Here is a 19,589-nt window from a genome sequence, read left to right as displayed (position 1 = left end):
GAATATCAACTCAAGTCTGTTTTCGATAACTTCTGCCATTCCCTCTACAAAATTTTACCTTAAAAAAGTGCAGTCATTGTAGGGGCGGATTCACAACAATTTCCGGCTAAAACCAACAAATTTAAAAACCCGCCCCACCAACTGTAAATACTGTTAATTAACTATGACGCAGCGGAATTTCTATCTGAATTTTAGTGCCTTTACCCGGTTCTGAAAAACACTTGAACTCTCCTTTGTGCTGCTCTACAATTATCCGATAGCTGAGAGCAAGTCCCGGTGATATCGGTGGTTCCGCAGGTTGGGAAACCAAAAATGGCTCAGAAAGTTGCGCTGTGATATCTTTGCTAATTGCCATGTCGTTATCAGCAATCTCAATAGAAATTCGCTGACCATCGACCACCTGAGTGCTAATCAAAATCACAGGCTTAAATTTGCTCGATTCCAACTCTGCCAACTCTTGAGCAGACTCTTCCAAAACATCGATCGCGTGATTGATGATATTCAGAAAAGCTTGATTGAGCAGACCTGCATAACACTCAATTTGTGGCAAATTGCCGAATTCTTTCATCACCTTGATGTCTCGCCTTCCCTCGCGCGCCGGCAAGCGGTGCTGTAACAACAACAGAGTATTTTCTAAACCGTCGGAAACATCGAATAACTGCCAGCCCGATCGATCGCTGCGGGAAAAATCCTGTAGTGACAAAATTATTTGACGGATGCGATCGCTCCCGGTACGCATGGAACTCACAATTTTTAATAAATCGTCGAGTACGAATTCCACATCCATATCTTGTTGTTTTTGCAGAATTTCCGATCCGGGATTGACTAGCTCTTGTTGATACAATCGCAGTAGTTCAATTAAATCGGTCGTGTAGCTTTGGACGTGAGTTAGATTGCTGTAAATAAAAGTAATTGGGTTATTAATTTCGTGGGCTATCCCAGACACCAATTCGCCCAAACTAGACATTTTTTCACTTTGCAGAATTCGCTCGCGCGACAGTTGCAATTCTTGCTGTGTTAACTCCAACCGCGCCCTCAACTCGTGCGATCGCTTAGACGCGCGCACCCGCGCCAATAATTCGTGCTTAACTATCGGTTTAAACAGAAAATCGTCAAAGGGCACATCCAATTCTTGAATTTCATCAAATTGGTCTGGTGTTGTCAGCAGAATAAAATAGGCTGTTGCCAATTCTCGTGAACCGAAGCTATCCCGTAGGGAATCGGCTTTCACTAGCCGGCACACCTCCAAAAAGTTGATTTGAGGCGAAGTCCCGTCGCAAATTATCACATCGGGGGACAACTCCCTCGCCAAGTCTAAACCCTCCTTGTCGTCGGGAACGACTCTCACCTGATGTCCCTGTTGGCTGAGTAACTCTTGGACAACTTGAAAAGTCACAGTATCCGCGATGATCGCCAGAATCTTTGCCATACTTCTACCACCTCCACAAATTACTTTTTAGGATACAACCGCCAGAATTGCGCTGACAGATTTAAAATTCCAAAATAGTTCAATTCCACCAAAAAACAGCCCATCCCCGCTCCCTCAAAACCCAAAATAGCCCATACCATTTTACAATTTATATTTTAGAGTAAAAAATTGGGAATGACTTACTGTATAATAGTTGGGAGCTTGCCTAAAGTTGCATATTTTTTGGGGAATGGTATCACCAGAAGGTATAATTTTAGACGGGTAATGCAAAAATGCAAATTTTCTCCTTCGTAATTAATGTTACATCAGAGCTTTCGGCCGAAAGACTGCTGAGGGCGATCGCAGATAGTTTCTCAAATTGCGCCAGGAAACAATAAAAAACTTTAAAATCAATTAATAGTATCGTTAAATTCACCTTCTCGGTCAGCGCCTGAGAATGCCAATTACCAACACCACCTCAACTTTGATTCAAGCCGAAACACTAGAACTATTAGAATGGCCGCGCCTGTGTCAGCACTTAGCTACCTTCGCGGCCACCAAACTTGGCGTCGCCGCCGCCCTCGACCTCGAAATCCCGGCAACTCAAGCTCAAACAGCAGAACTCCTAGCCCAAACTCAGGAAGCTTATCAGTTAGAGAGCCGCGCTGGCGGTGCTTTGAGTTTTGAAGGCATCCAAGACATCGGCACTTCTCTGCAGCGAGCCGAACTGCAAGGTTTGCTCAGCGGCGAAGAATTGCTGGCAATTGCTACTACCCTCGCCGGAGCAAGGCAATTGCGCCGGATAATTGACTCTCAGGCAGATGTGCCGACGCTCAAAGAACTTGCAGCCCAATTGCGGACTTATCCCGAAGTAGAGCAAGAAATCCATCGCTGTATAGACGATCGCGCTCAAGTAGCAGACAGAGCCACTCCTAAATTAGCAGGAATTAGAGTTCAAATGCGACAGTTGCGCGATCGCATTTATCAAATATTGCAGGGGATTTTGCAGCGCCAATCCAACGCCGTACAAGAACAGCTAATTACCCAAAGAAGCGGACGCTTTGTCGTTCCCGTCAAAGCTCCCCAAAAAGATGCGATACCGGGCATCGTTCACGACTCTTCGGCCAGCGGCGCGACACTGTACGTAGAACCCCACAGCACAGTCAATCTTAACAACCAAATGCGGCAGTTGCTCAGGCAAGAACAAGCCGAAGAAGAAGCAGTTCGCCGCGCCCTCACGGAGCAAGTCGCAGCAGTCAAACCCGATTTAGACAGATTGGTGGTGGTAGTTACAACTTTAGATTTAGCCGCCGCTAAAGCGCGTTATAGTTTTTGGTTGCAAGCAAATCCGCCGAAATTTATCGAATTGGGAGAGCCAGAATTAGCACCAAAAAATCCAGAAAAAGAAGATGAGGAAAAAGAAGATGAGGAAAACTCAGAAAACAGTCAATTATTAATTCGCAACCTGCGATCGCAAATTACCCTGCGCCAGTTGCGCCATCCTTTATTAGTTTGGCAGCAACAGCACGAGCAAGGGTTTCCAGTCGTGCCGGTCGATTTAACCATCGGGCCGCACATCCGCGTCGTCGCCATCACTGGCCCCAACACTGGCGGCAAAACTGTCACCCTCAAAACCTTGGGCTTGGCAGCTTTAATGGCGAAAGCAGGAATGTTTGTTGCCGCCCGCGAACCCGTAGAATTGCCTTGGTTCGACAATATTTTGGCTGATATTGGTGACGAACAATCTTTGCAGCAAAGTTTGTCTACTTTCTCCGGCCATATCCGCCGCATCAGCCGCATTTTAGAAGTTTTACACAATAAATCCCAGGCTGAAGGGGAAGAAAATTCAAACCTGAAAATTACTAATTTCCAACAGCAAGAGGAGGAAGTCACCGATCCACAGAACACGGTTTCTGCTTTCCCAATCCTCAAACCTAAATTACAAATTCCCCAACCCCAAATCCCAATTGCCAATTCCCAATTACCAATTCCCAAATCTTTAGTTTTGTTAGACGAAGTAGGAGCGGGGACAGACCCCTCAGAAGGCAGTGCATTGGCGATCGCCCTGTTGAAATACCTCGCCCAACATTCCCTATTAACAGTTGCAACTACCCACTTTGGCGAACTCAAAGCCCTCAAATATCAAGACTCCCGCTTTGAAAATGCCTCAGTAGAATTTGACGACAATTCCATGCAGCCAACCTATCGCTTGCTGTGGGGAATTCCCGGACGTTCCAACGCCCTCACCATTGCCAAAAGACTCGGTTTGCTAGCATCCATAGTCGAAGAAGCTCAAACCTATGTGGGGGGAGCCTCTCAAGATGTCAATCAAGTAATTGCCGGACTCGAAGCACAGCGCCGGAAACAGGAAACCAAGGCCAGAGAAGCAACTCAACTGCTACACCAAACCGAAAAACTGCACAGAGAAGTTTCTCAAAAAGCAGCCGCTTTGCAAGAGCGGGAGCGAGAACTAAAAATAGCTCAGGAAGTGGCAGTAAATGAGGCGATAGGCTCGGCAAAATCAGAAATTGCTCAAATCATTCGCCGCTTGCAGTCGGGCAACCAGACGGCTCAAAATGCCCAACAAGCGACAGAAACCTTAAATCAAATTTCCCAAAAACACCTGCCCTCTCGCCAACAACCGGCTAAACCCAAACCGGGTTTTATGCCGAAAGTGGGCGATCGCATCCGCATTCCCAGCTTGGGCCAAACCGCCGAAGTCCTCAGCGGCCCCGATGCTAACGAAGAGTTGAGCGTCCGGTTTGGGATTATGAAAATGACTGTCAAACTAGGAGAAATTGAATCCCTCGACGGTCAAAAACCCGAAACGAAAGCTCAATTAGCCAAGGCGGCCGCCCAAGCACAAGCACTCGCTACCGCTAAAGCTAAGCAAGCAGTGGCGGAACCTGCAAAACCCAATCCCGAAATCGCCATTCGCACTGCTAATAATTCGATCGACCTGCGGGGTGCCAGAGTCTCAGACGCAGAAATCGAAATAGACAGAGCTCTTTCCAAGGCTGTGGAATACGGAGTTCTGTGGATAATTCACGGCAAAGGTACCGGACAGTTGCGGCGCGGCGTTCACGAGTTCCTCGCGAATCACCCGCAGGTTTCCCGCTTTGAGTTGGCTAGTCAAAAAGAAGGAGGTGCAGGTGTGACGGTGGTTTATTTGAAATAGTTAGGATTTACGCATTTCCGGTTGACTCGTAATTATATAGTTATCTGCAGCAAAACAAGTCGCAAGGAACATATCATACTGATGCAACCGGAATGGATACTATACTGCAAATGTGGAATAATTAAGAGTTGATTTCCCACTTTAGTAACTGCCTGACTAATGAAAAAAACTCCCTCAAATGAAGTTTTGGTTGGCGACTGTCGTGAAGTGATGAAGACATTGCCAGAAAATTATATTTCTGCGTGTATCACTGACCCACCTTATAATTATGAATTTATTGGTCATAAATGGGATGACTCAGAAATTCAAAGGCGGATTGAAAGAGTCAATGGCAAGGGAAATAAAACCCTTGTTAAAAACATTCCCTATGGCAGTGGTTTAGCAGGTGGAGTCAGAAACAAAAAATGGTATCAAAGGAATCGCAACAACACTCTGGATTATGAAAAGTGGTGCTTTGAGTGGGGTGAGCAGCTTTTTCGTATCTGCAAACCGGGTGCCACAGTTTTAGTTTTCAACAGCACACGGACTGTTGCTCACGTACAAGTTGCACTTGAAAGTGCTGGTTTCTATGCGAGAGATATTCTTGTTTATAAAAGATCCAGTGGTATCCCTAAAGGTGTCAATATCAAACAACAGTTAGAGAAGAAAGGATATGAAAACTCTGAAAAATGGGATGGTTGGCACAGTTGTCTGAGGAACGAATGGGAAGCAATCTGCGTACTTCAAAAACCCCTGGTCAATAATTACTTGGAAACTCTACAGGAGTATGGTACTGGTCTATTTTATACTAAAGATCAGTTCGGTGGTTTTCAGTCCAATATTTTAGAAGGTATACAGCGTGAGAAAACCGAGGAGTTTAACGTCCACTGCACAGTTAAACCAATCGCTCTCATGAGAAAGCTGGTCGAAATATTTGTACCGCGTTTGGAAAATTCTATTTTAATCGACCCTTTCGCAGGATCGGGAACTACATTGCTGGCGGCGAAAGAATTTGGCATTAGGTATGTTGGCATTGAAATAGTACCTGACTACATAGAGATTATCAACAAGCGCCTTGATAGTTTCAGCGGTATACAGGGAATTCTCCCACTTTTTCAATAAGAAAAGACTTTAAATCAAATCCGCTTATTGTTTGTATAAACTCAAACGAATCGTCCCCCGTGTAAACTTTCCAAGTCCCGGCTTGGCACGCTGTAATAGCTGCGGGCAAATTATCTTGTCTAAGGATTAAAAAAACTGGCTGGTAATTATAAGTACGAAGTAGTGGCCCATAAGATTTGAACTTTTTCAGTGTTCCAGAATCTCCTGAGCCAATACGATATTTTGTATCTATTGCGTACCCATCAACAATCAGATCGCACGGCTCATCGCTTCCAACTTTAAATGCTGGCTGAAAGCTACTGCAATATGTTTTACAGGTTTCAGTAACTAACAATTGCCAACACATACCTAACTCACGTCCCCAATATTGCCTATTTTCTTTTTTTATTAGGGGAGAGATACCAAACACATCCATTAAAATATCGTGTTCTTCATTCTCTTCTGCATAAATTTTTTCGGTAAATGAGTTTTGGTATCTTGCTAAAATTTGCTCTAGTCTTCTTTCAGTCATCATCAATTACCAGATCAGCTAGACTAACGGATAATGCCTTGGCTATTTTGCTGGCATTAAGCAGCGTTATATTCCTTTCACCTCGTTCAACTGAACCAATATAGGTGCGATGTAATTCAGATAGTTCTGCAAGCTGATCTTGGGAAAGATTTCTGAGCTTTCTGAAATGTCTAACTTTTTTACCAAATTGCTCCGTAATATCCATACATGGCGCCAGATGAAGCAATGACAACTATAATCTGACAGACTATAAGTAGCGACAGACTATAAGTAGCATTCGAGAGCGCTAGGATCTTTGGATTGATATAAGGCCCGATAGTTTCAAAGCACTGATTTGATTTCGGTCACTCTGCGGCGTAGGATGGTTAGGGGTAAAAATATCTGGGTTTTGCGGATTGCGATCGATCAAACTTGAAACCGCAACTTTTAACCCGCAACTCCGTCCAGCAGTTAGGATTGCCGGAATCAAAGCAACGAGCTATGGAGACAAATTAACAGATGTGCTGTTGCCCACAGGCCACAAAGCTTTAATCACTGCATACTGTTTGATATCCTGCCTCAACCAGTCTTAATTTCCCGTGCTGAAGCCATGCGCTCGACCGTAAAGTCCTCCGCTCCCACAAACGAAACGGGCCAATCTCCCAACTGGGAAGAATTGACCCAAAAAGCACCAGAACCTACCCAGTTGGACAACATTAAAGCCCAACTGGATTTAGTGCTGTTAGCCCTAGAAGCACTGGCAGAAATTGGCTCAGAGGCGATGCTCAAGGTAGCAGCCGAACTGAATTTAGAGCCAATGGTAGCCGATCGGGTAGCTTTGTGGCGGCTGCGCCAATCTAACCCGCTGCGGAAAGGCCACGGAGGGCGCAAAAAACTAGATGTGGAGGAAGCTCGATCGCTCGTTCTGATAAGCTGTCATTTGGCAAAACAGCACCAAGCTTTAATCCGCCGCGCTGTTGCTTTGCTCGAACAAATGGCAGAGCAAAACCGCGAACCTCACACAATCGCTTTGTTGGGAGATTATATTGACAGGTTCAGCAACACTTATGGCTCGCGCATGGAAGATGCAGAAAACTTATCGGCCCGAGAACTGAGTGATTTGGCCCTCAAACTCCTGATCGATTTGCTGTTTTACAGCAGTCCCGGCGGCCACCGTCGCCTCTGGCTGGCTCTTCTAGACCGCGCTAAGAATTAAGCTAAGCATAATGGGAACGAGAATCACAAACATCGGGAACAGGCAAGATGCCTGTTCCACCAGAAAATTTATTTATTGTGGAACAGGCATCTTGCCTGTTGCTAAAAAAGCTTGTTAAGAATGCTGCAAAATATCAGATAAAACATAGTTATTCCCTCTTCCTTCTTCCTTCTTCCTTCCTGCTATGGTTCTCAAACGGTACACGCCCCCCACTTGCACGCTGGAAATTACAGCCAAAAGTTCGCCTCTATCTCGCTGGGCGGGCCAACCGGTGTTTAAATCTTTAAGTTTCGAGCTGCGACTCGACGACCCCAGGCTGCCTGATACCCAACACGTTACTCTCAGGGGCGATCGAATTCAACTCGAAACCCTCCACGAAGCTGTCAGCAACTACGTCCAAAACTTGCTCGGCGAATCCCGCGATTGGGAAAGCAACCTCAACTCTCAAACCGGCCGTATCCCTGCGGGCCCAGACTCGCCAGAAGTCGCGCGTAATGCCGTTATATTCGATCGAGCCGTCAACACTTCCGAACTAGCAAATTCCAACCCCTACTCTCTCCCAACTTCCTACCTTCCGGTTCCCCCCCGCTTAGAACCGCGCGGCTTGCTCGCCCACAACTTGTTTTTAGGCTCTTTGATCGCAGCAGAATCTGGGCCAGTAGTTCCATTGAGCACGCTGCAACTGTTTGACTTGGCCACAGCACTAGATGACTGCGCCGCCGAAGTGATGGCGCTTCCCAACCTCAACCGCGAGTCTCAACGGCCGCTGTCCTCACCCTGGCTCAAGGTGGCAGCATTGCTGGTCGCCAGCGCTGGCCTGACGACAGGAACTATCAAAATGCTCGATCGATCCGCCACCTCCCCCCAAACCGCCACAGCCCCCGATCCAGGAAACCCCCAGTTAGCTGCCGGCGTCTCCCCCAGTCCTGTTGCCGCCCTACCGACACCCCCAGCACCAACACCCGCCGCCACACCCACTTTACCGCCCCTGCCGCCCCCGCCCATCAACACCGCCGCCTCCCCCAGCCCCAGCTTGCCCCCCATCGCCCTCGCCCCAAATCCCCCCACCAACAGACCCAGCCCCATCCAGCAGCCACCCCTGCTATTTCCCCCCAACGGCAGCGCAGCCAGCGCCCCACAGAGCGCCCCAGCTTTCCCTAAAGGGCAAACGATCACTATTCCCGCCCCCGAAGAACCACCCATTTCCCCCCCCCAAGCACCCGCACCAGTACCCTACGTGCTGCCCCCCCTACCGCCGAGACTAGCTCCCGCCGTACCGCCCCCCCTGCCGCCCTCGCTGTCGGCTTCCCGATTTCCCGTTCCCCCGCCGCAGCCCTTCCCCAGCCCCATCGAGCCGATTGTCCCCCCCGCCAGTACCGAACTCCCACCCCTTGAGGACGATCAACCAACCACCGAGTCCGAGGACAACAACCAGGCTGCCGCTAGCCAAAAAAACCGCACTTTATTTGATACAATTCCTCAAGTTTCAGAAGCTAGAACTTACTTTGAGGAACGCTGGAAGCCTCCAGAAGGAATGGAACAAACTTTGGAATACAGCGTGCTGATCGATGAAAATGGGTCAGTTCAAAGTATTGTGCCGATGGGAAAAGCAGCAGCAGATTATATCGAGCAAGCTAATATGCCATTAGTCGGCGAGCCGTTTGTTTCTGCCGTTTCTAATGGCAAAAACCCGAAAATTAGAGTTGTTTTGCGACCAAGCGGTCGAGTACAAACCTTTTTGGAAGAGAGTGATTGAAGGCTCTCAAACACATTGTCCAGATGGGAAATCTCGGTAAATTGCTAATGTTAAACAATTTCAAAAAAAATTAAATTTTCACTGCGGTAGCAGCCGCCAGCGTATTGACAGTTGCTCCCGTTTGTGGTATACATATCTATTAACCCGTGGGGGCAGAGTCACCAGTAAAAAAAAGTTGTTGACACTCGTCAACAGGTTCGCATTCTGCACTCTAGAAACTTCCTTCTTCCTTCTTCCTGACATCCGTTACATCCTCAGAAAGCGAATCCGTTGCCGAACTACCTTCTTCCTGACATCCGTTACATCCGGTACATTGCTCGTTGCCGAACTACCTTCTTCCTGACATCCGTTACATTCGTTACAGAATTCGTTGCCGAACTTCCTTCTATATCATCAATGCCCTTTTGTTCTATCCCAAACTTCTCCAATCCAATAAAAAACTGCAATCCCCCAAAAACTATATAAAAAATCTTCAAGACTAGCAGTACGATTTGGTAAAATGGCTTGCAGCATTTCTTCTGCAGCAGTGAACATAGTAAAAATTGCGGAACCGAAAGGAATTGAATAATTAAACAAATTGATCTTTTTTTTGCCTGTTGCTCTATGGCACAAAAAAGATGCTATTCCGTACAAAATAAAGTGACCTAGTTTGTCATAAGGCGGATGAGCGAGAGGAAAGTTGAGTAATTTCCCCGTACCTGCTAAAAGCATAATACTGAGAAGAATTAAAACGTACACAAAACAAGCAACTATCCAGAATTTTTTTGAGAACTTCATCTTTTTTTGCCGATACCCACTAGGGACAAATTAATTATGCGCCGCCCCAAAATAAAAACAAATCTTTAATTGCGTATTGTATTTGTAGGCGTATGCCTAGCAGTAGCAGCAGCTCAAGTTTAATGGGTTTTTACTGTCAAAACTTGCGGCGGTGACGCATCGGGTGGATAAATAAAATCCACTTCTACAAGTCGCTTTTCTCCCGATTTCATCTCTAATTTTACTAAAGGTTCCCCCTGCTGTCCCCGCCGCTGGACTAAATGCACGTAGCGAGTTTGAGGCACTTTACTGTCATCATTATACCGCACTCGAACCGTTCCCCTAAAAAAAGTTTGAGGTGCCGGAGGTTCTAAAAAATTAAGTCCTCCTGAAGTTAATTTGTCTGTCTTAATTGGAGTTTGAATTGCGACAGTTACAGTTTGATTCTTGCTGGTAAAATTGTACAGTGGCAAGCTGAGACTGTATTGAATTCCGTAATTGCCGTGGGCGCGGTATGCTGTATCTGGGTAGCGGACTAGCATCCTCGCACTTTGCACTTGATTTGTGCCCAGCATTCCGCGCGGGAGGCTGCTTAATGGATAGGAAAATGCTGTTCCGGGTTGGGGAATTGCTAGGTTTGATGTGGCGGGGTTGTCGGAGAGAAGTGCTCGCCATTCTGAACCTAATGCTACACCGGCAACTCGACCGTAAATTATTTGACCTTCGGTGATTTCGGGCGGTGTGGGAACTCGATCGCGCGGCCCGGCTATATTACCATTGTCTAATAAGTTTTGCCATTCTGCTAAATTAGGCGATCGCTCGTTTCCCTGTCCGTTTCCCTCTGGGTCAACTGGGGCAAACATCGCAAGACTGGCAACATAGACTATACCATCGCTCCGCAACCGCATCAAGGTCGATCGACCGTTTAGCGGCGGCACCAATCCCCGCACCGGTATCGGATGATTCATCAACATTTGGCTTTTTCCCGGTGGAATAATTAACCCAGGCCCAAACTCTGACTGTCTCCTTCCTCTCAAAATATCATTCACAGCGCGGCTTCCGGGCCCAGCGTAAATATTACTGTTTGAATTATCGACTTGCGGCGGCAATTCAATAAAAGGTGCATCGGGTTGACTGAGATAACTCGCAGCTTGCAATATATCTATTTTTACAGGTTTATTGCCCGGATTGTAAACAATTACTCCTTGATACAAGGTTCGCAAATCTTCCGGGGAAGGTGCGCCGGCTATGTGGTGGGCAAATATGTCGAAACGTCCTTGAAAGGCAAAGTTTAAATGTGCCGCCGGAAATCTTTTACCATCCGGAGGAAATGTTGAAAGCAAAATTCCTTCTTGCAGCACTAATTCAGGACTGTTGCTGTTAAATACTGGTATGTTGTCTAACTGTCCGGGGAGAGGTCGTACTTCTTGGATTTGGACTATTTCTTGAGGTGCGGGAGGGGTTTGGGCTAAGGGGATGATTGATAGAGGTGGCAGCATTTTTTGATGTTTTGCACTTGGGAGTTGAGATTTTTTTTACCGCAGAGGGCGCAGAGGGCGCAGAGGAAGAGAGGGAAGAGAAGAGGAGGTTAATATTTGTGTCAGGGCGGGTTTTGTACGGAGATTTTGGTCGCTTCTAGCAGATATTGTGATTTTTACCGCGCCCACTGTTGTAATATGTAGTTGTAAAATTTGGCAGTGTCTACTTGATCCATTGCTTGAATTTTTCGCCCTCCCGTTTTAACTTTTGTGCGTCCTTGGCTGATGCCTTCGGTAATAATTTCTGTTTCCCATTCTCGCAGTTGGTAAAATTCTGGATGCGCTAAATAAGCGGTTGCCAAAATGTCCCAAAAATAGTAATCTTGAGATATTGCTAGGGCATAACACTGTCCTGCTAAGTCGGAAATTGGATATTTGTGCTGTCTTGCTAAGAGATTGGAAAATTCTACAGTTAGCGGTACATTATTGGTGATATCTAAAGGACACATGACAACGGGAATTTGGGTTTGCCAAATTCTCTCGATTGCTATCGGGTCCCAGTAAGCATTCCATTCCGCCGACATATCTTGTCCGGGTTCCATATCTTTGCTAACATTGCCGATAACATTGAGGGCGCCTCCCATCCAGACAATTTCTTGAATTTTGCTTTCAATTTCTGGCGCGATCTCTAAAGCTTGCGCTACTGTTGTTAACGGCCCCGTTACCATTAATGTGACTGGTGCGGCTGCATCTTGCAAAACTCGCACCATAAAGTTTTGTCCGGGTTCTGATATTAACCGCGTGTCAATGGTTCCTTTTTCATTTAGAATGGGAAGTCGATCGACTGCAAAGGAATCTCGCCGAAATAACACCGGAAATGGATTCAGTCCCCGCACCGTACTCGCCGCCACCGGAACTTCTGAACGCCCCATCAAATCGAGGATTTTGCGTGTTGCACTCACCGCCGGTTGAATGTAGCAGTCCGCAGGAGTTACAATTACTCCCAGAGTTTCGACTTCCTCCATTGTCATCAGCAATACGACAGAGAGATAGTCGTCAACTGCACCGTCGTGATCCATTAGTACGAGTTTTTTGGACATTTTGCTTTCCCGGTGACTGAATTAGTGTAAAGTACAAATATAAATTTATTTGTGCATCAAACACAACAGCCTTAACTATATGAATACAGTATCACCTTACGGCTCTTGGAAATCACCTATTTCTTCCGATTTAATTGTTTCTGGAACTGTCGGACTGGGACAAATTGCTATTGACGGCGATGATAATTACTGGGTTGAGGGAAGGCCTTCGGAAGCGGGGAGAAGCGTCCTCGTGCGGCGCACTCCTGACGGTACAATCAGCGACGTGACACCGCATCCTTTTAATGTTCGCACTCGCGTTAACGAATACGGCGGCGCTGCTTTTGCAGTTGCTGGCGGTGTTGTCTATTTCTCTCATTTTGCCGACCAACGTATTTATGTTCAAACATTAAATTCTCAACCCGAACCTCTGACTCCTGCTGCTAATTCTCGGTATGCAGATGCGATAATTGACAAGCAGAGAAATCGCCTGATTGGCGTGCGCGAAGACCATGCAGGTGAGGGTGAACCTGTCAATACTATTGTTAGCATTAATTTAGATAACGGCGAAGATATTCAAATCTTAACTCAGGGCAATGATTTTTATGCTTCCCCTCGTTTAAGTCCAGACGGTTCTCTACTTTCCTGGATTTGTTGGAACCATCCAAATATGCCGTGGGATGGCACAGAATTGTGGGTAGCAGAAATTAAGGCTGATGGTTCTTTAGGTGAAAAATACTTAGTTGCTGGCGGGGTTGAGGAGTCGATTTTTCAACCGGAATGGTCGCCCGATGGAGTTTTGTATTTTGTTTCTGACAAGTCGAACTGGTGGAATTTCTATAGAACCGTCAATCCCCGCTTGCCGAGGGAACAACAACAGGTTGAACCTCTGTGCGAAATGGCGGCTGAATTCGGACTTCCCCAGTGGGTTTTTGGAATGTCTACTTATGCCGTTGTCTCGGAAAGCAAAATTATTTGCACCTACACTCAGCAAGGCCAGTGGCATTTAGCAAGTCTTGATTTAACGACAAAGCAGTTGACAACAATTGAAACGCGTTACACTGATATTTCCTCCGTCAAAGCGCGGGGAGAAACTGTGGTTTTTCTTGCAAGTTCGCCAACTGAATCTACTGCTATTGTACAATTAAATTTAGCAACAAGTCAACTGTCAATCTGGCGCCAATCGAGCAATTTAAGCATCAATCCGGGTTATCTTTCTGTACCGGAACCTATCGAGTTTCCCACGGAAAACAATTTGACTGCTTTCGGTTTCTTCTATCCCCCGAAAAATCAAGATTTGGCAGGGCCTGCGGGTGAAAAACCGCCGCTTGTCGTCAAAAGTCACGGCGGCCCAACTGCCGCTACTTCTAGTAGCATGAATTTGAAAATTCAATATTGGACGAGTCGCGGTTTTGCCGTGCTCGATGTTAATTACGGCGGCAGCACTGGTTACGGCCGAGAATACAGAAAAAGACTGCAAGATAGTTGGGGAATTGTCGATGTTGACGACTGCGCTAACGGTGCTAAATATTTAGCTGAAAAAGGTTTAGTTGATGGCGAAAAAATGGCGATCGCCGGAGGCAGTGCAGGGGGGTACACTACTCTGTGCGCTCTTACTTTCCGCGATGTGTTTAAGGCCGGTGCGAGCTATTATGGAGTTAGCGATTTGGAAGCTTTGGCAACGGATACTCACAAATTTGAAGCGCGCTATCTGGATGGATTAATCGGGCTTTATCCTGAAAGAAAAGATTTGTATGTAGCTCGTTCGCCGATTCATTCCGCCGAACGTTTATCTTGTCCCGTTATCTTTTTTCAAGGATTAGAAGATAAAGTGGTTCCGCCCAATCAAGCGGAAATGATGGTAGAGATATTGAAAGCTAAAGGTTTGCCGGTTGCTTATGTTGCTTATGAAGGGGAACAGCACGGTTTTCGCCGCGCTGAAAATATCAAAAGAACTCTTGACGGCGAATTCTATTTCTATTCCCGGGTGTTTAAGTTTGAGTTAGCTGAACCTGTGGAGGAAGTGGTGATTTTCAATCTTTAGAAAACATTAAGTTTGCAGTTGCTCGGTCTTCCCTAAAACGCACCTGCCCACTTTATCATAATTCGCCAATTTCAAATGTGATTTACTTCACAAATTTTGCTGTTTATTGTCACACCTTTAAAGGCAATAGAGCTATAAATTTTTATAGTGCGATCGCCTTTTGTTGTTGCAGAAACGCCCGATCGCGCGATCGTCGAATTTAGACTCAATCGCTATGCAAACTCCTGTCCACCTGATTCCATCTGCTTTGGCCGAGCTGTTTGCCGAAGTGAATCAAAATGGCTACATTACTCTAGCCGATAGGTATGGTTTGATGGCTGCTATTTTTGACGAAAATTTGACTGAGGAAGACAAACGCTCGATCGATCGACTGCTGCGCTCTGTGTGCCGGGGAAGGATAAAATTAGTTAACGAATTGTCTATGCTCAGGTAAGTGACGACATTTTTCCTTAAGAGGAACTTTAAACATCTCAATAATCAAAAAAAGTCCCACTTGTCTGTTAGTTGGAACTTCGAGCGAGAAAACTATTGTTAATCTTTTATCGACATAGAACTTACGCAAAAAAATGTTTAGCGCGCGAATTTATAGCGGTAGGGTTTGCACTGCGAACCTTACATATAGTTTTGCGTAAGTGCTGAACCAGTTTAATGTGCAGGTATAGTTGTAGCCAACTGTAACTTACTCAAACTTTCTTCAGGCTGAACCTCCATCTGATAGCTGAGTGCCGAAGGAATCCCCAGTACGCAGCACGGAAAATTATTGCCTAGTTCCCTAACCAGCGAGTGGTTTCCCGAATCGCAGCCCAAGAAAAGTAAGTTGGCTGATTCTAATTCAACCACATTTCTCAGTTCTGTAGCAACCCGCCCGATGCGTAAATGAGCTTTGAATAAACCGCGCCACTCCTCAGCCAAACAGCGCGCTTGCCACAGCAACTTATCTGCTACCTCGTACTCATTTTTTTGACCAAAAATTTCTCGAAAATAATGCGGATCGAGCCAACTTTTTTGCTGGGATAGCGATGAGATTTCGGTTTGTAAAGCCAGCGCAGGCGCTGCACAATTAAGGGCGAATGCTTCCTCTAAATTAGACACTTTCTGCTGTGCGACCAAGGCATTTGCTACAGCAAATTTGCAATTATCTTCACCGTAACTTTTTGGCGATTCGTCGATCACGTAGACGACTTGAACCGTGACTTCTTTAGTTGTTACTAAACGAGTTTGATGCGCCATCCAAAGGGTAATATCCAGAGCTATTTGACTTTGGGGAGAACTGTTGTAACCGACAATAAAATTGATAGTTTTTGCCTGTTTTGGGGATTTTGATTTCTTAGAAACTGGTAATGTTTGCTCTGGCAGCAATACCATTTCTTCTGCTAAATTTTGGTATCCCAATGCACTTTCAAAACGCGCTAACATTGTTTTGAGATTCACAGGCTTAACCTCTCTTAAGTTAATTATTATGTCGATCGGTCGGGTGTTATTCGTCTTGAGTAAAGTAGCGATCGAGAAAATTCAAAGCATAGTTGCGGAGTTCGTAATAATCCTTCGATTCCCGCAACTCTTGGCGATCGCGCGGATGCGAAAAGGGCACTGACAAAATCTCCCCTATTGTCGCCGCCGGACCGTTTGTCATCAGCACAATGCGATCGGACATATAGATAGCTTCATCCACATCGTGAGTAATCATCATTGCAGCTTGTCTGTGATTTTCCCAGATATCCAGCACCTGTTTCTGCAACTTGCCACGAGTTAGAGCATCCAGCGCTCCAAACGGTTCGTCCATTAATAACATTTTCGGTCGAATCGCCAAAGCTCGCGCAATCCCAACCCGCTGTTTCATGCCTCCTGAAATTTCGTCTGGATATTTATCGGCTGCTGCCGTTAAGTTTACCATTGCTAGGTGTTCGTTGACAAGACTAATCTTATCGGGACGGCTAAGACTTTGCAAAACTTCATCAACTGCAAGCCGAATATTTTCGCGCACTGTCAGCCAAGGCAGCAATCCGTAGTGCTGGAATACCATCATGCGATCGGCTCCAGGTTTGCGAATTTCTTTTCCTTCCAGTGTCACCATACCCCTGCTCTGTTTTTCCAAACCAGCCACTATTTTTAGCAGCGTTGATTTGCCACAGCCCGAGTGACCTATTACCGAAATATATTCGTTTTCTCCAATACTTAAATTGATATTGTCCAAAACGCTAAATTCGCTACCGTCAGGATTTTTATACGACTTGAACAAGTTGTTGATTTCCAAAAATTCAGGCTGCTTCTTGACTTGGCTGCTGGCTTCGATAGAAGTAGAAAAGTATTGAGTCACGGTATTCTCCTAAAAAGTAGTAAAGTGTTAATTTGATTTCCTTCCGGTTGGGTAAGCGCCGGTAAGGTTCGCCCCCTCGCAGAGGTTCTGCGTTCAGGAATGTAGAAATTAAGACTGAAAAAAAGACTGAGGACGGTTGGCTCGAATTTCAAAACTATTCAAATAACCCACCGGATCGCTTGGATCGAATGCCTTTTTATCAATAAAAAGTTCCGCAGGTTCCACTTGGTAATCCTCCTGGGGACAATCGATCCCCATTTCGGCAACAATCTTGCGGTAAACGTCGGTTCTCCAAGCTTTTTTAGCTAATTCCTCAGCATTTTTTGGAACTTCTTTAATCTGTCCCCAGCGAGCGGCTTGAGTCATCAACCAAATACTCTGAGACTGCCACAGAAATGTTGAATGATTTCCCGGTATTTGAGGCAAATTCTTAGGAATGTCATAGAAAATAGTTGCATCTTCCGATTGTAGGGTGCGGTCTTTTCCGTCAAACCCTCCATAGTTGTAGTCGCCAACTATTGCCGGTCGCGTAAATTTGTCGATCGCCCCTTTTTTCGGTCTCGCCCCCGTGAACGATCGCTCAGTCAGCAGCGCCGATATTTCACTGCGATTTTCCGGTTTGCTGCAATACTGACAAGCTTCCACCATTGCCTTAACCAACGAGTAATAAGTCTTCGGGTTTTCCTCAATGAATGATTCCATTACTCCCAAAAGGCGATCGGGATGTCCCAGCCAAACTTCCTTGCCTTGCACGAAGGTAAAACCCACTCCCAAATTGCCTTGAATTGCCCGCGTATTCCAAGGTTCTGCCACCATGTAAGCCTGCATGGCGCCAATCTTGATGTTCGTTACCATCTGCGGCGGCGGCACAATAATTACCCGAAATTCTTTGAACGGATCGACACCCGCAGCCGCCGATATGTAGCGGATAAAGTATTCGTAAATCGCAGAACTCAGAACCACTGCCCAAACTCTGTTTTCCGACGGCTGACTGTCAAAAAAAGCTCGAAATTGTTTGCCAAATTCTTCCAAATTGCCGTTGTATTCGTGCCAAGGGCGTAAACCGGAATCCCACATAGCTTTGTTCATCGTCATGGCATTGCCGTGGCGGTGAATTGTCATTGCCGCGCACAGGGGTGCGTGGCGCGCTCCTTCGGCGCCAATTCGGGCGTTTGTGACGGCGCCGGATACGACTGGGGAGGCGTCGAGGCGGCCGAAGATTACGCCGTCGCGGGAGGTTGCCCAGCTTGCTTCGCGGTTGAGTTTGACGTTTAAACCGTATTTGCGGAAAAAGCCTTTTTTCCAGGCGATCGCAAATGGTGCACAATCGTTAACGGGCACGTATCCTACGGTTAAATTGGGTTTTTCTAAGGTTCGGGAATCGACTACCGGCTTTACGGCTAAGGCTTCTTCTGTGAGTCCTTTTGCCGATCGATCCGCGCTAATTCCACAACCAGATAAAACCATTCCCGCCGCCGCCGCTCCCATTCCTTGAAAAAACTCTCGGCGGTTCCATTCATTGGAAAACTTGTCACTCATATTTAATTCTCGATCGCTAATAACTAAATGTCTGTCATCAATAACCGTGAGCTAATGACTAATCACTAATGATTAATGACCGATCGATGCGTTACCCATTCCTGAACTTTGTCAACTGCAGCGTCGAGCAACAATCCAGTTAAGCCAATTACCAACACCGCTAAAAATACCGAACTTAGATTCAAACGGCTCCACTCATCCCAGACAAAAAAGCCAATTCCCACACCGCCTGTCAGCATTTCCACCGCCACAATCACCAGCCAAGCAATCCCTAAACTAATCCGCAAACCTGTAAAAATGTATGGCAAACTCGCCGGCCAAATTATTTTGGTAATCCGCCTCCATTGCGGGATTTCCAAAACTCGCGCCACATCCAGATAATCCTGGGAAACGCTAGAAACTCCCAAAGCTGTGTTGATAATTGTCGGCCACAAAGACGTGATAAATATGACAAAAATTGCCGACGGCTCTGCTAAATTAAAAATCGATAAAGCTATCGGCAGCCAAGCTAGCGGCGACACTGGTTTGAAGATTTGAATCAGCGGATTGAGCGCCATCATTGCCGGTTTCGACATCCCGATCAGAAATCCCACGGGAATCGCAACTGCTGCACCCAGGAAAAATCCCACCAACACCCGCCGCAAACTCGCTAGCAGCAGCCAGCCAATGCCTAAATCTCCAGGCCCGCGCTGATAAAATGGATGGAATATGTAATCTAAATTAGCGATTAACGCCTGATAGGGAGTGGGAATCAAATCGCTGTTGAAGCTGGCAACAATCCACCACACACCAAGAATTCCCAAAAAACCAGCCGCAGGCAACAAAACAGCATCTCGGATGACAACGGGTTTGACCCGCTTCCACGTTGCAACTCCTGCAAGTACGATCGCAGATAAATTAAGCTGTATGAACATTTCAATCTCCTTCAGAGTCAGGGCAGGTACAAGAATCTTGAACAATACCAACCTGAGACACTGACGAAGCCAAACAATCTTTTTCAGAAATTTGGCTTTTCAGTCTCTTCTCAATGCCTGCGAAGTTAGCTGACGGGCTAGGACTGAGAGATGTCCTTCTCCTTAGATTTCAAAATCAAAAATTACACTCAAATTTGGCAATTTTTAACTTTGCTTTTTAATTCTGTAGAAATTAGCCCCTAAAATTGGTTCCTCCGCTCCAGCCACACGCTTGGTTCGATCGCGCAGTGCTGGATTAGGCTTGACTTTTTAA

Annotated in this window: 16 protein-coding genes and 1 riboswitch; of the genes, 6 read left to right on the top strand and 10 right to left on the bottom strand. The window is 46.2% G+C overall.

The window, feature by feature from the left end:
- Positions 1-157: 157 nt before the first annotated feature.
- Positions 158-1,429: an ATP-binding protein gene (locus QUA53_RS02295; RefSeq protein ID WP_333094930.1), complete on the bottom strand. Its 1,272-nt coding sequence runs from the start codon at positions 1,427-1,429 to the stop codon at positions 158-160.
- Between the two features lie 463 nt (positions 1,430-1,892).
- Here QUA53_RS02295 and QUA53_RS02290 point away from each other — a divergent pair, with 463 nt between their 5' ends.
- Both QUA53_RS02290 and QUA53_RS02285 read left to right on the top strand, forming a co-directional pair.
- A complete protein-coding gene (locus QUA53_RS02290; RefSeq protein ID WP_333095023.1) occupies positions 1,893-4,586 on the top strand; it encodes an endonuclease MutS2 in 2,694 nt (897 codons plus the stop codon).
- Between the two features lie 159 nt (positions 4,587-4,745).
- Positions 4,746-5,687, top strand: coding sequence for a site-specific DNA-methyltransferase (locus tag QUA53_RS02285; RefSeq protein ID WP_333094932.1), 942 nt, complete (start codon positions 4,746-4,748; stop codon positions 5,685-5,687).
- Here the strand turns inward: QUA53_RS02285 and QUA53_RS02280 are convergent.
- Entirely contained in the window at positions 5,650-6,201 is a 552-nt protein-coding gene (locus QUA53_RS02280; protein WP_333094936.1) for a hypothetical protein, read from the bottom strand. The genes QUA53_RS02285 and QUA53_RS02280 overlap by 38 nt on opposite strands.
- Complete coding sequence (locus QUA53_RS02275) at positions 6,191-6,403, bottom strand: helix-turn-helix domain-containing protein (protein WP_242715747.1); 213 nt, start codon at positions 6,401-6,403, stop codon at positions 6,191-6,193. The genes QUA53_RS02280 and QUA53_RS02275 overlap by 11 nt, the downstream gene beginning before the upstream one ends.
- A 384-nt stretch (positions 6,404-6,787) precedes the next feature.
- Here QUA53_RS02275 and QUA53_RS02270 point away from each other — a divergent pair, with 384 nt between their 5' ends.
- Complete coding sequence (locus tag QUA53_RS02270) at positions 6,788-7,393, top strand: DUF3038 domain-containing protein (protein ID WP_333094938.1); 606 nt, start codon at positions 6,788-6,790, stop codon at positions 7,391-7,393.
- A 184-nt stretch (positions 7,394-7,577) separates the two neighbouring features.
- The gene (locus QUA53_RS02265; RefSeq protein WP_333094941.1) at positions 7,578-9,149 is read left to right on the top strand and encodes a DUF4335 domain-containing protein; all 1,572 of its coding nucleotides are present in this window, start codon (positions 7,578-7,580) and stop codon (positions 9,147-9,149) included.
- A 393-nt stretch (positions 9,150-9,542) separates the two neighbouring features.
- Here the strand turns inward: QUA53_RS02265 and QUA53_RS02260 are convergent, their stop codons facing one another.
- The 3 genes from QUA53_RS02260 to QUA53_RS02250 all read right to left on the bottom strand — a co-directional run bounded on the left by QUA53_RS02260 (position 9,543) and on the right by QUA53_RS02250 (position 12,483).
- A complete protein-coding gene (locus QUA53_RS02260) occupies positions 9,543-9,926 on the bottom strand; it encodes a VanZ family protein (RefSeq protein WP_333094944.1) in 384 nt (127 codons plus the stop codon).
- A 119-nt stretch (positions 9,927-10,045) separates the two neighbouring features.
- Entirely contained in the window at positions 10,046-11,404 is a 1,359-nt protein-coding gene (locus QUA53_RS02255; RefSeq protein WP_333094946.1) for a DUF3370 domain-containing protein, read from the bottom strand.
- A gap of 155 nt (positions 11,405-11,559) precedes the next feature.
- Complete coding sequence (locus QUA53_RS02250; protein ID WP_333094948.1) at positions 11,560-12,483, bottom strand: nucleoside hydrolase; 924 nt, start codon at positions 12,481-12,483, stop codon at positions 11,560-11,562.
- A gap of 79 nt (positions 12,484-12,562) precedes the next feature.
- Between QUA53_RS02250 and QUA53_RS02245 the strand changes: the two genes are divergently transcribed.
- Together QUA53_RS02245 and QUA53_RS02240 are read left to right on the top strand one after the other, a co-directional pair.
- On the top strand, positions 12,563-14,506 hold the full coding sequence (locus tag QUA53_RS02245; RefSeq protein WP_333094949.1) for a S9 family peptidase: 1,944 nt from the start codon (positions 12,563-12,565) through the stop codon (positions 14,504-14,506).
- 214 nt (positions 14,507-14,720) lie between these two features.
- Positions 14,721-14,939 (top strand): hypothetical protein, encoded by a 219-nt coding sequence (locus tag QUA53_RS02240; protein WP_333066921.1) that lies wholly within the window; start codon positions 14,721-14,723, stop codon positions 14,937-14,939.
- A gap of 212 nt (positions 14,940-15,151) precedes the next feature.
- On the opposite strand, the gene QUA53_RS02235 is transcribed toward QUA53_RS02240, so the two are convergent.
- The 4 genes from QUA53_RS02235 to ntrB form a co-directional block, all read right to left on the bottom strand.
- Positions 15,152-15,937, bottom strand: a complete 786-nt coding sequence (locus QUA53_RS02235; RefSeq protein WP_333094950.1) for a universal stress protein — start codon at positions 15,935-15,937, stop codon at positions 15,152-15,154.
- A gap of 46 nt (positions 15,938-15,983) precedes the next feature.
- Complete coding sequence (locus QUA53_RS02230) at positions 15,984-16,823, bottom strand: nitrate ABC transporter ATP-binding protein (RefSeq protein ID WP_333094952.1); 840 nt, start codon at positions 16,821-16,823, stop codon at positions 15,984-15,986.
- Between the two features lie 108 nt (positions 16,824-16,931).
- Positions 16,932-18,362, bottom strand: a complete 1,431-nt coding sequence (locus QUA53_RS02225) for an ABC transporter substrate-binding protein (protein WP_333094955.1) — start codon at positions 18,360-18,362, stop codon at positions 16,932-16,934.
- Between the two features lie 65 nt (positions 18,363-18,427).
- Positions 18,428-19,276, bottom strand: coding sequence for a nitrate ABC transporter permease (gene ntrB / locus QUA53_RS02220; RefSeq protein WP_333094957.1), 849 nt, complete (start codon positions 19,274-19,276; stop codon positions 18,428-18,430).
- A 99-nt stretch (positions 19,277-19,375) separates the two neighbouring features.
- A riboswitch (cyclic di-AMP (ydaO/yuaA leader) is annotated at positions 19,376-19,588 on the bottom strand.
- Position 19,589 lies beyond the last annotated feature (1 nt).

This window comes from Microcoleus sp. Pol12B3 (genome assembly GCF_036701355.1).
In the GTDB taxonomy this organism is placed as follows: domain Bacteria; phylum Cyanobacteriota; class Cyanobacteriia; order Cyanobacteriales; family Microcoleaceae; genus Microcoleus.
This window is presented reverse-complemented; position numbering and strand designations above follow the sequence as displayed.

What these genes read in the sequence shown, in the direction of transcription:
- QUA53_RS02295 (WP_333094930.1), bottom strand. Translation starts at nt 1,429, where the DNA reads ATGGCAAAGATTCTGGCGATCATCGCGGATACTGTGACTTTTCAAGTT.
- QUA53_RS02285 (WP_333094932.1), top strand. Translation starts at nt 4,746, where the DNA reads ATGAAAAAAACTCCCTCAAATGAAGTTTTGGTTGGCGACTGTCGTGAA.
- QUA53_RS02280 (WP_333094936.1), bottom strand. Translation starts at nt 6,201, where the DNA reads ATGATGACTGAAAGAAGACTAGAGCAAATTTTAGCAAGATACCAAAAC.
- QUA53_RS02275 (WP_242715747.1), bottom strand. Translation starts at nt 6,403, where the DNA reads ATGGATATTACGGAGCAATTTGGTAAAAAAGTTAGACATTTCAGAAAG.
- QUA53_RS02270 (WP_333094938.1), top strand. Translation starts at nt 6,788, where the DNA reads ATGCGCTCGACCGTAAAGTCCTCCGCTCCCACAAACGAAACGGGCCAA.
- QUA53_RS02265 (WP_333094941.1), top strand. Translation starts at nt 7,578, where the DNA reads ATGGTTCTCAAACGGTACACGCCCCCCACTTGCACGCTGGAAATTACA.
- QUA53_RS02260 (WP_333094944.1), bottom strand. Translation starts at nt 9,926, where the DNA reads ATGAAGTTCTCAAAAAAATTCTGGATAGTTGCTTGTTTTGTGTACGTT.
- QUA53_RS02255 (WP_333094946.1), bottom strand. Translation starts at nt 11,404, where the DNA reads ATGCTGCCACCTCTATCAATCATCCCCTTAGCCCAAACCCCTCCCGCA.
- QUA53_RS02250 (WP_333094948.1), bottom strand. Translation starts at nt 12,483, where the DNA reads ATGTCCAAAAAACTCGTACTAATGGATCACGACGGTGCAGTTGACGAC.
- QUA53_RS02245 (WP_333094949.1), top strand. Translation starts at nt 12,563, where the DNA reads ATGAATACAGTATCACCTTACGGCTCTTGGAAATCACCTATTTCTTCC.
- QUA53_RS02240 (WP_333066921.1), top strand. Translation starts at nt 14,721, where the DNA reads ATGCAAACTCCTGTCCACCTGATTCCATCTGCTTTGGCCGAGCTGTTT.
- QUA53_RS02225 (WP_333094955.1), bottom strand. Translation starts at nt 18,362, where the DNA reads ATGAGTGACAAGTTTTCCAATGAATGGAACCGCCGAGAGTTTTTTCAA.
- ntrB (WP_333094957.1), bottom strand. Translation starts at nt 19,276, where the DNA reads ATGTTCATACAGCTTAATTTATCTGCGATCGTACTTGCAGGAGTTGCA.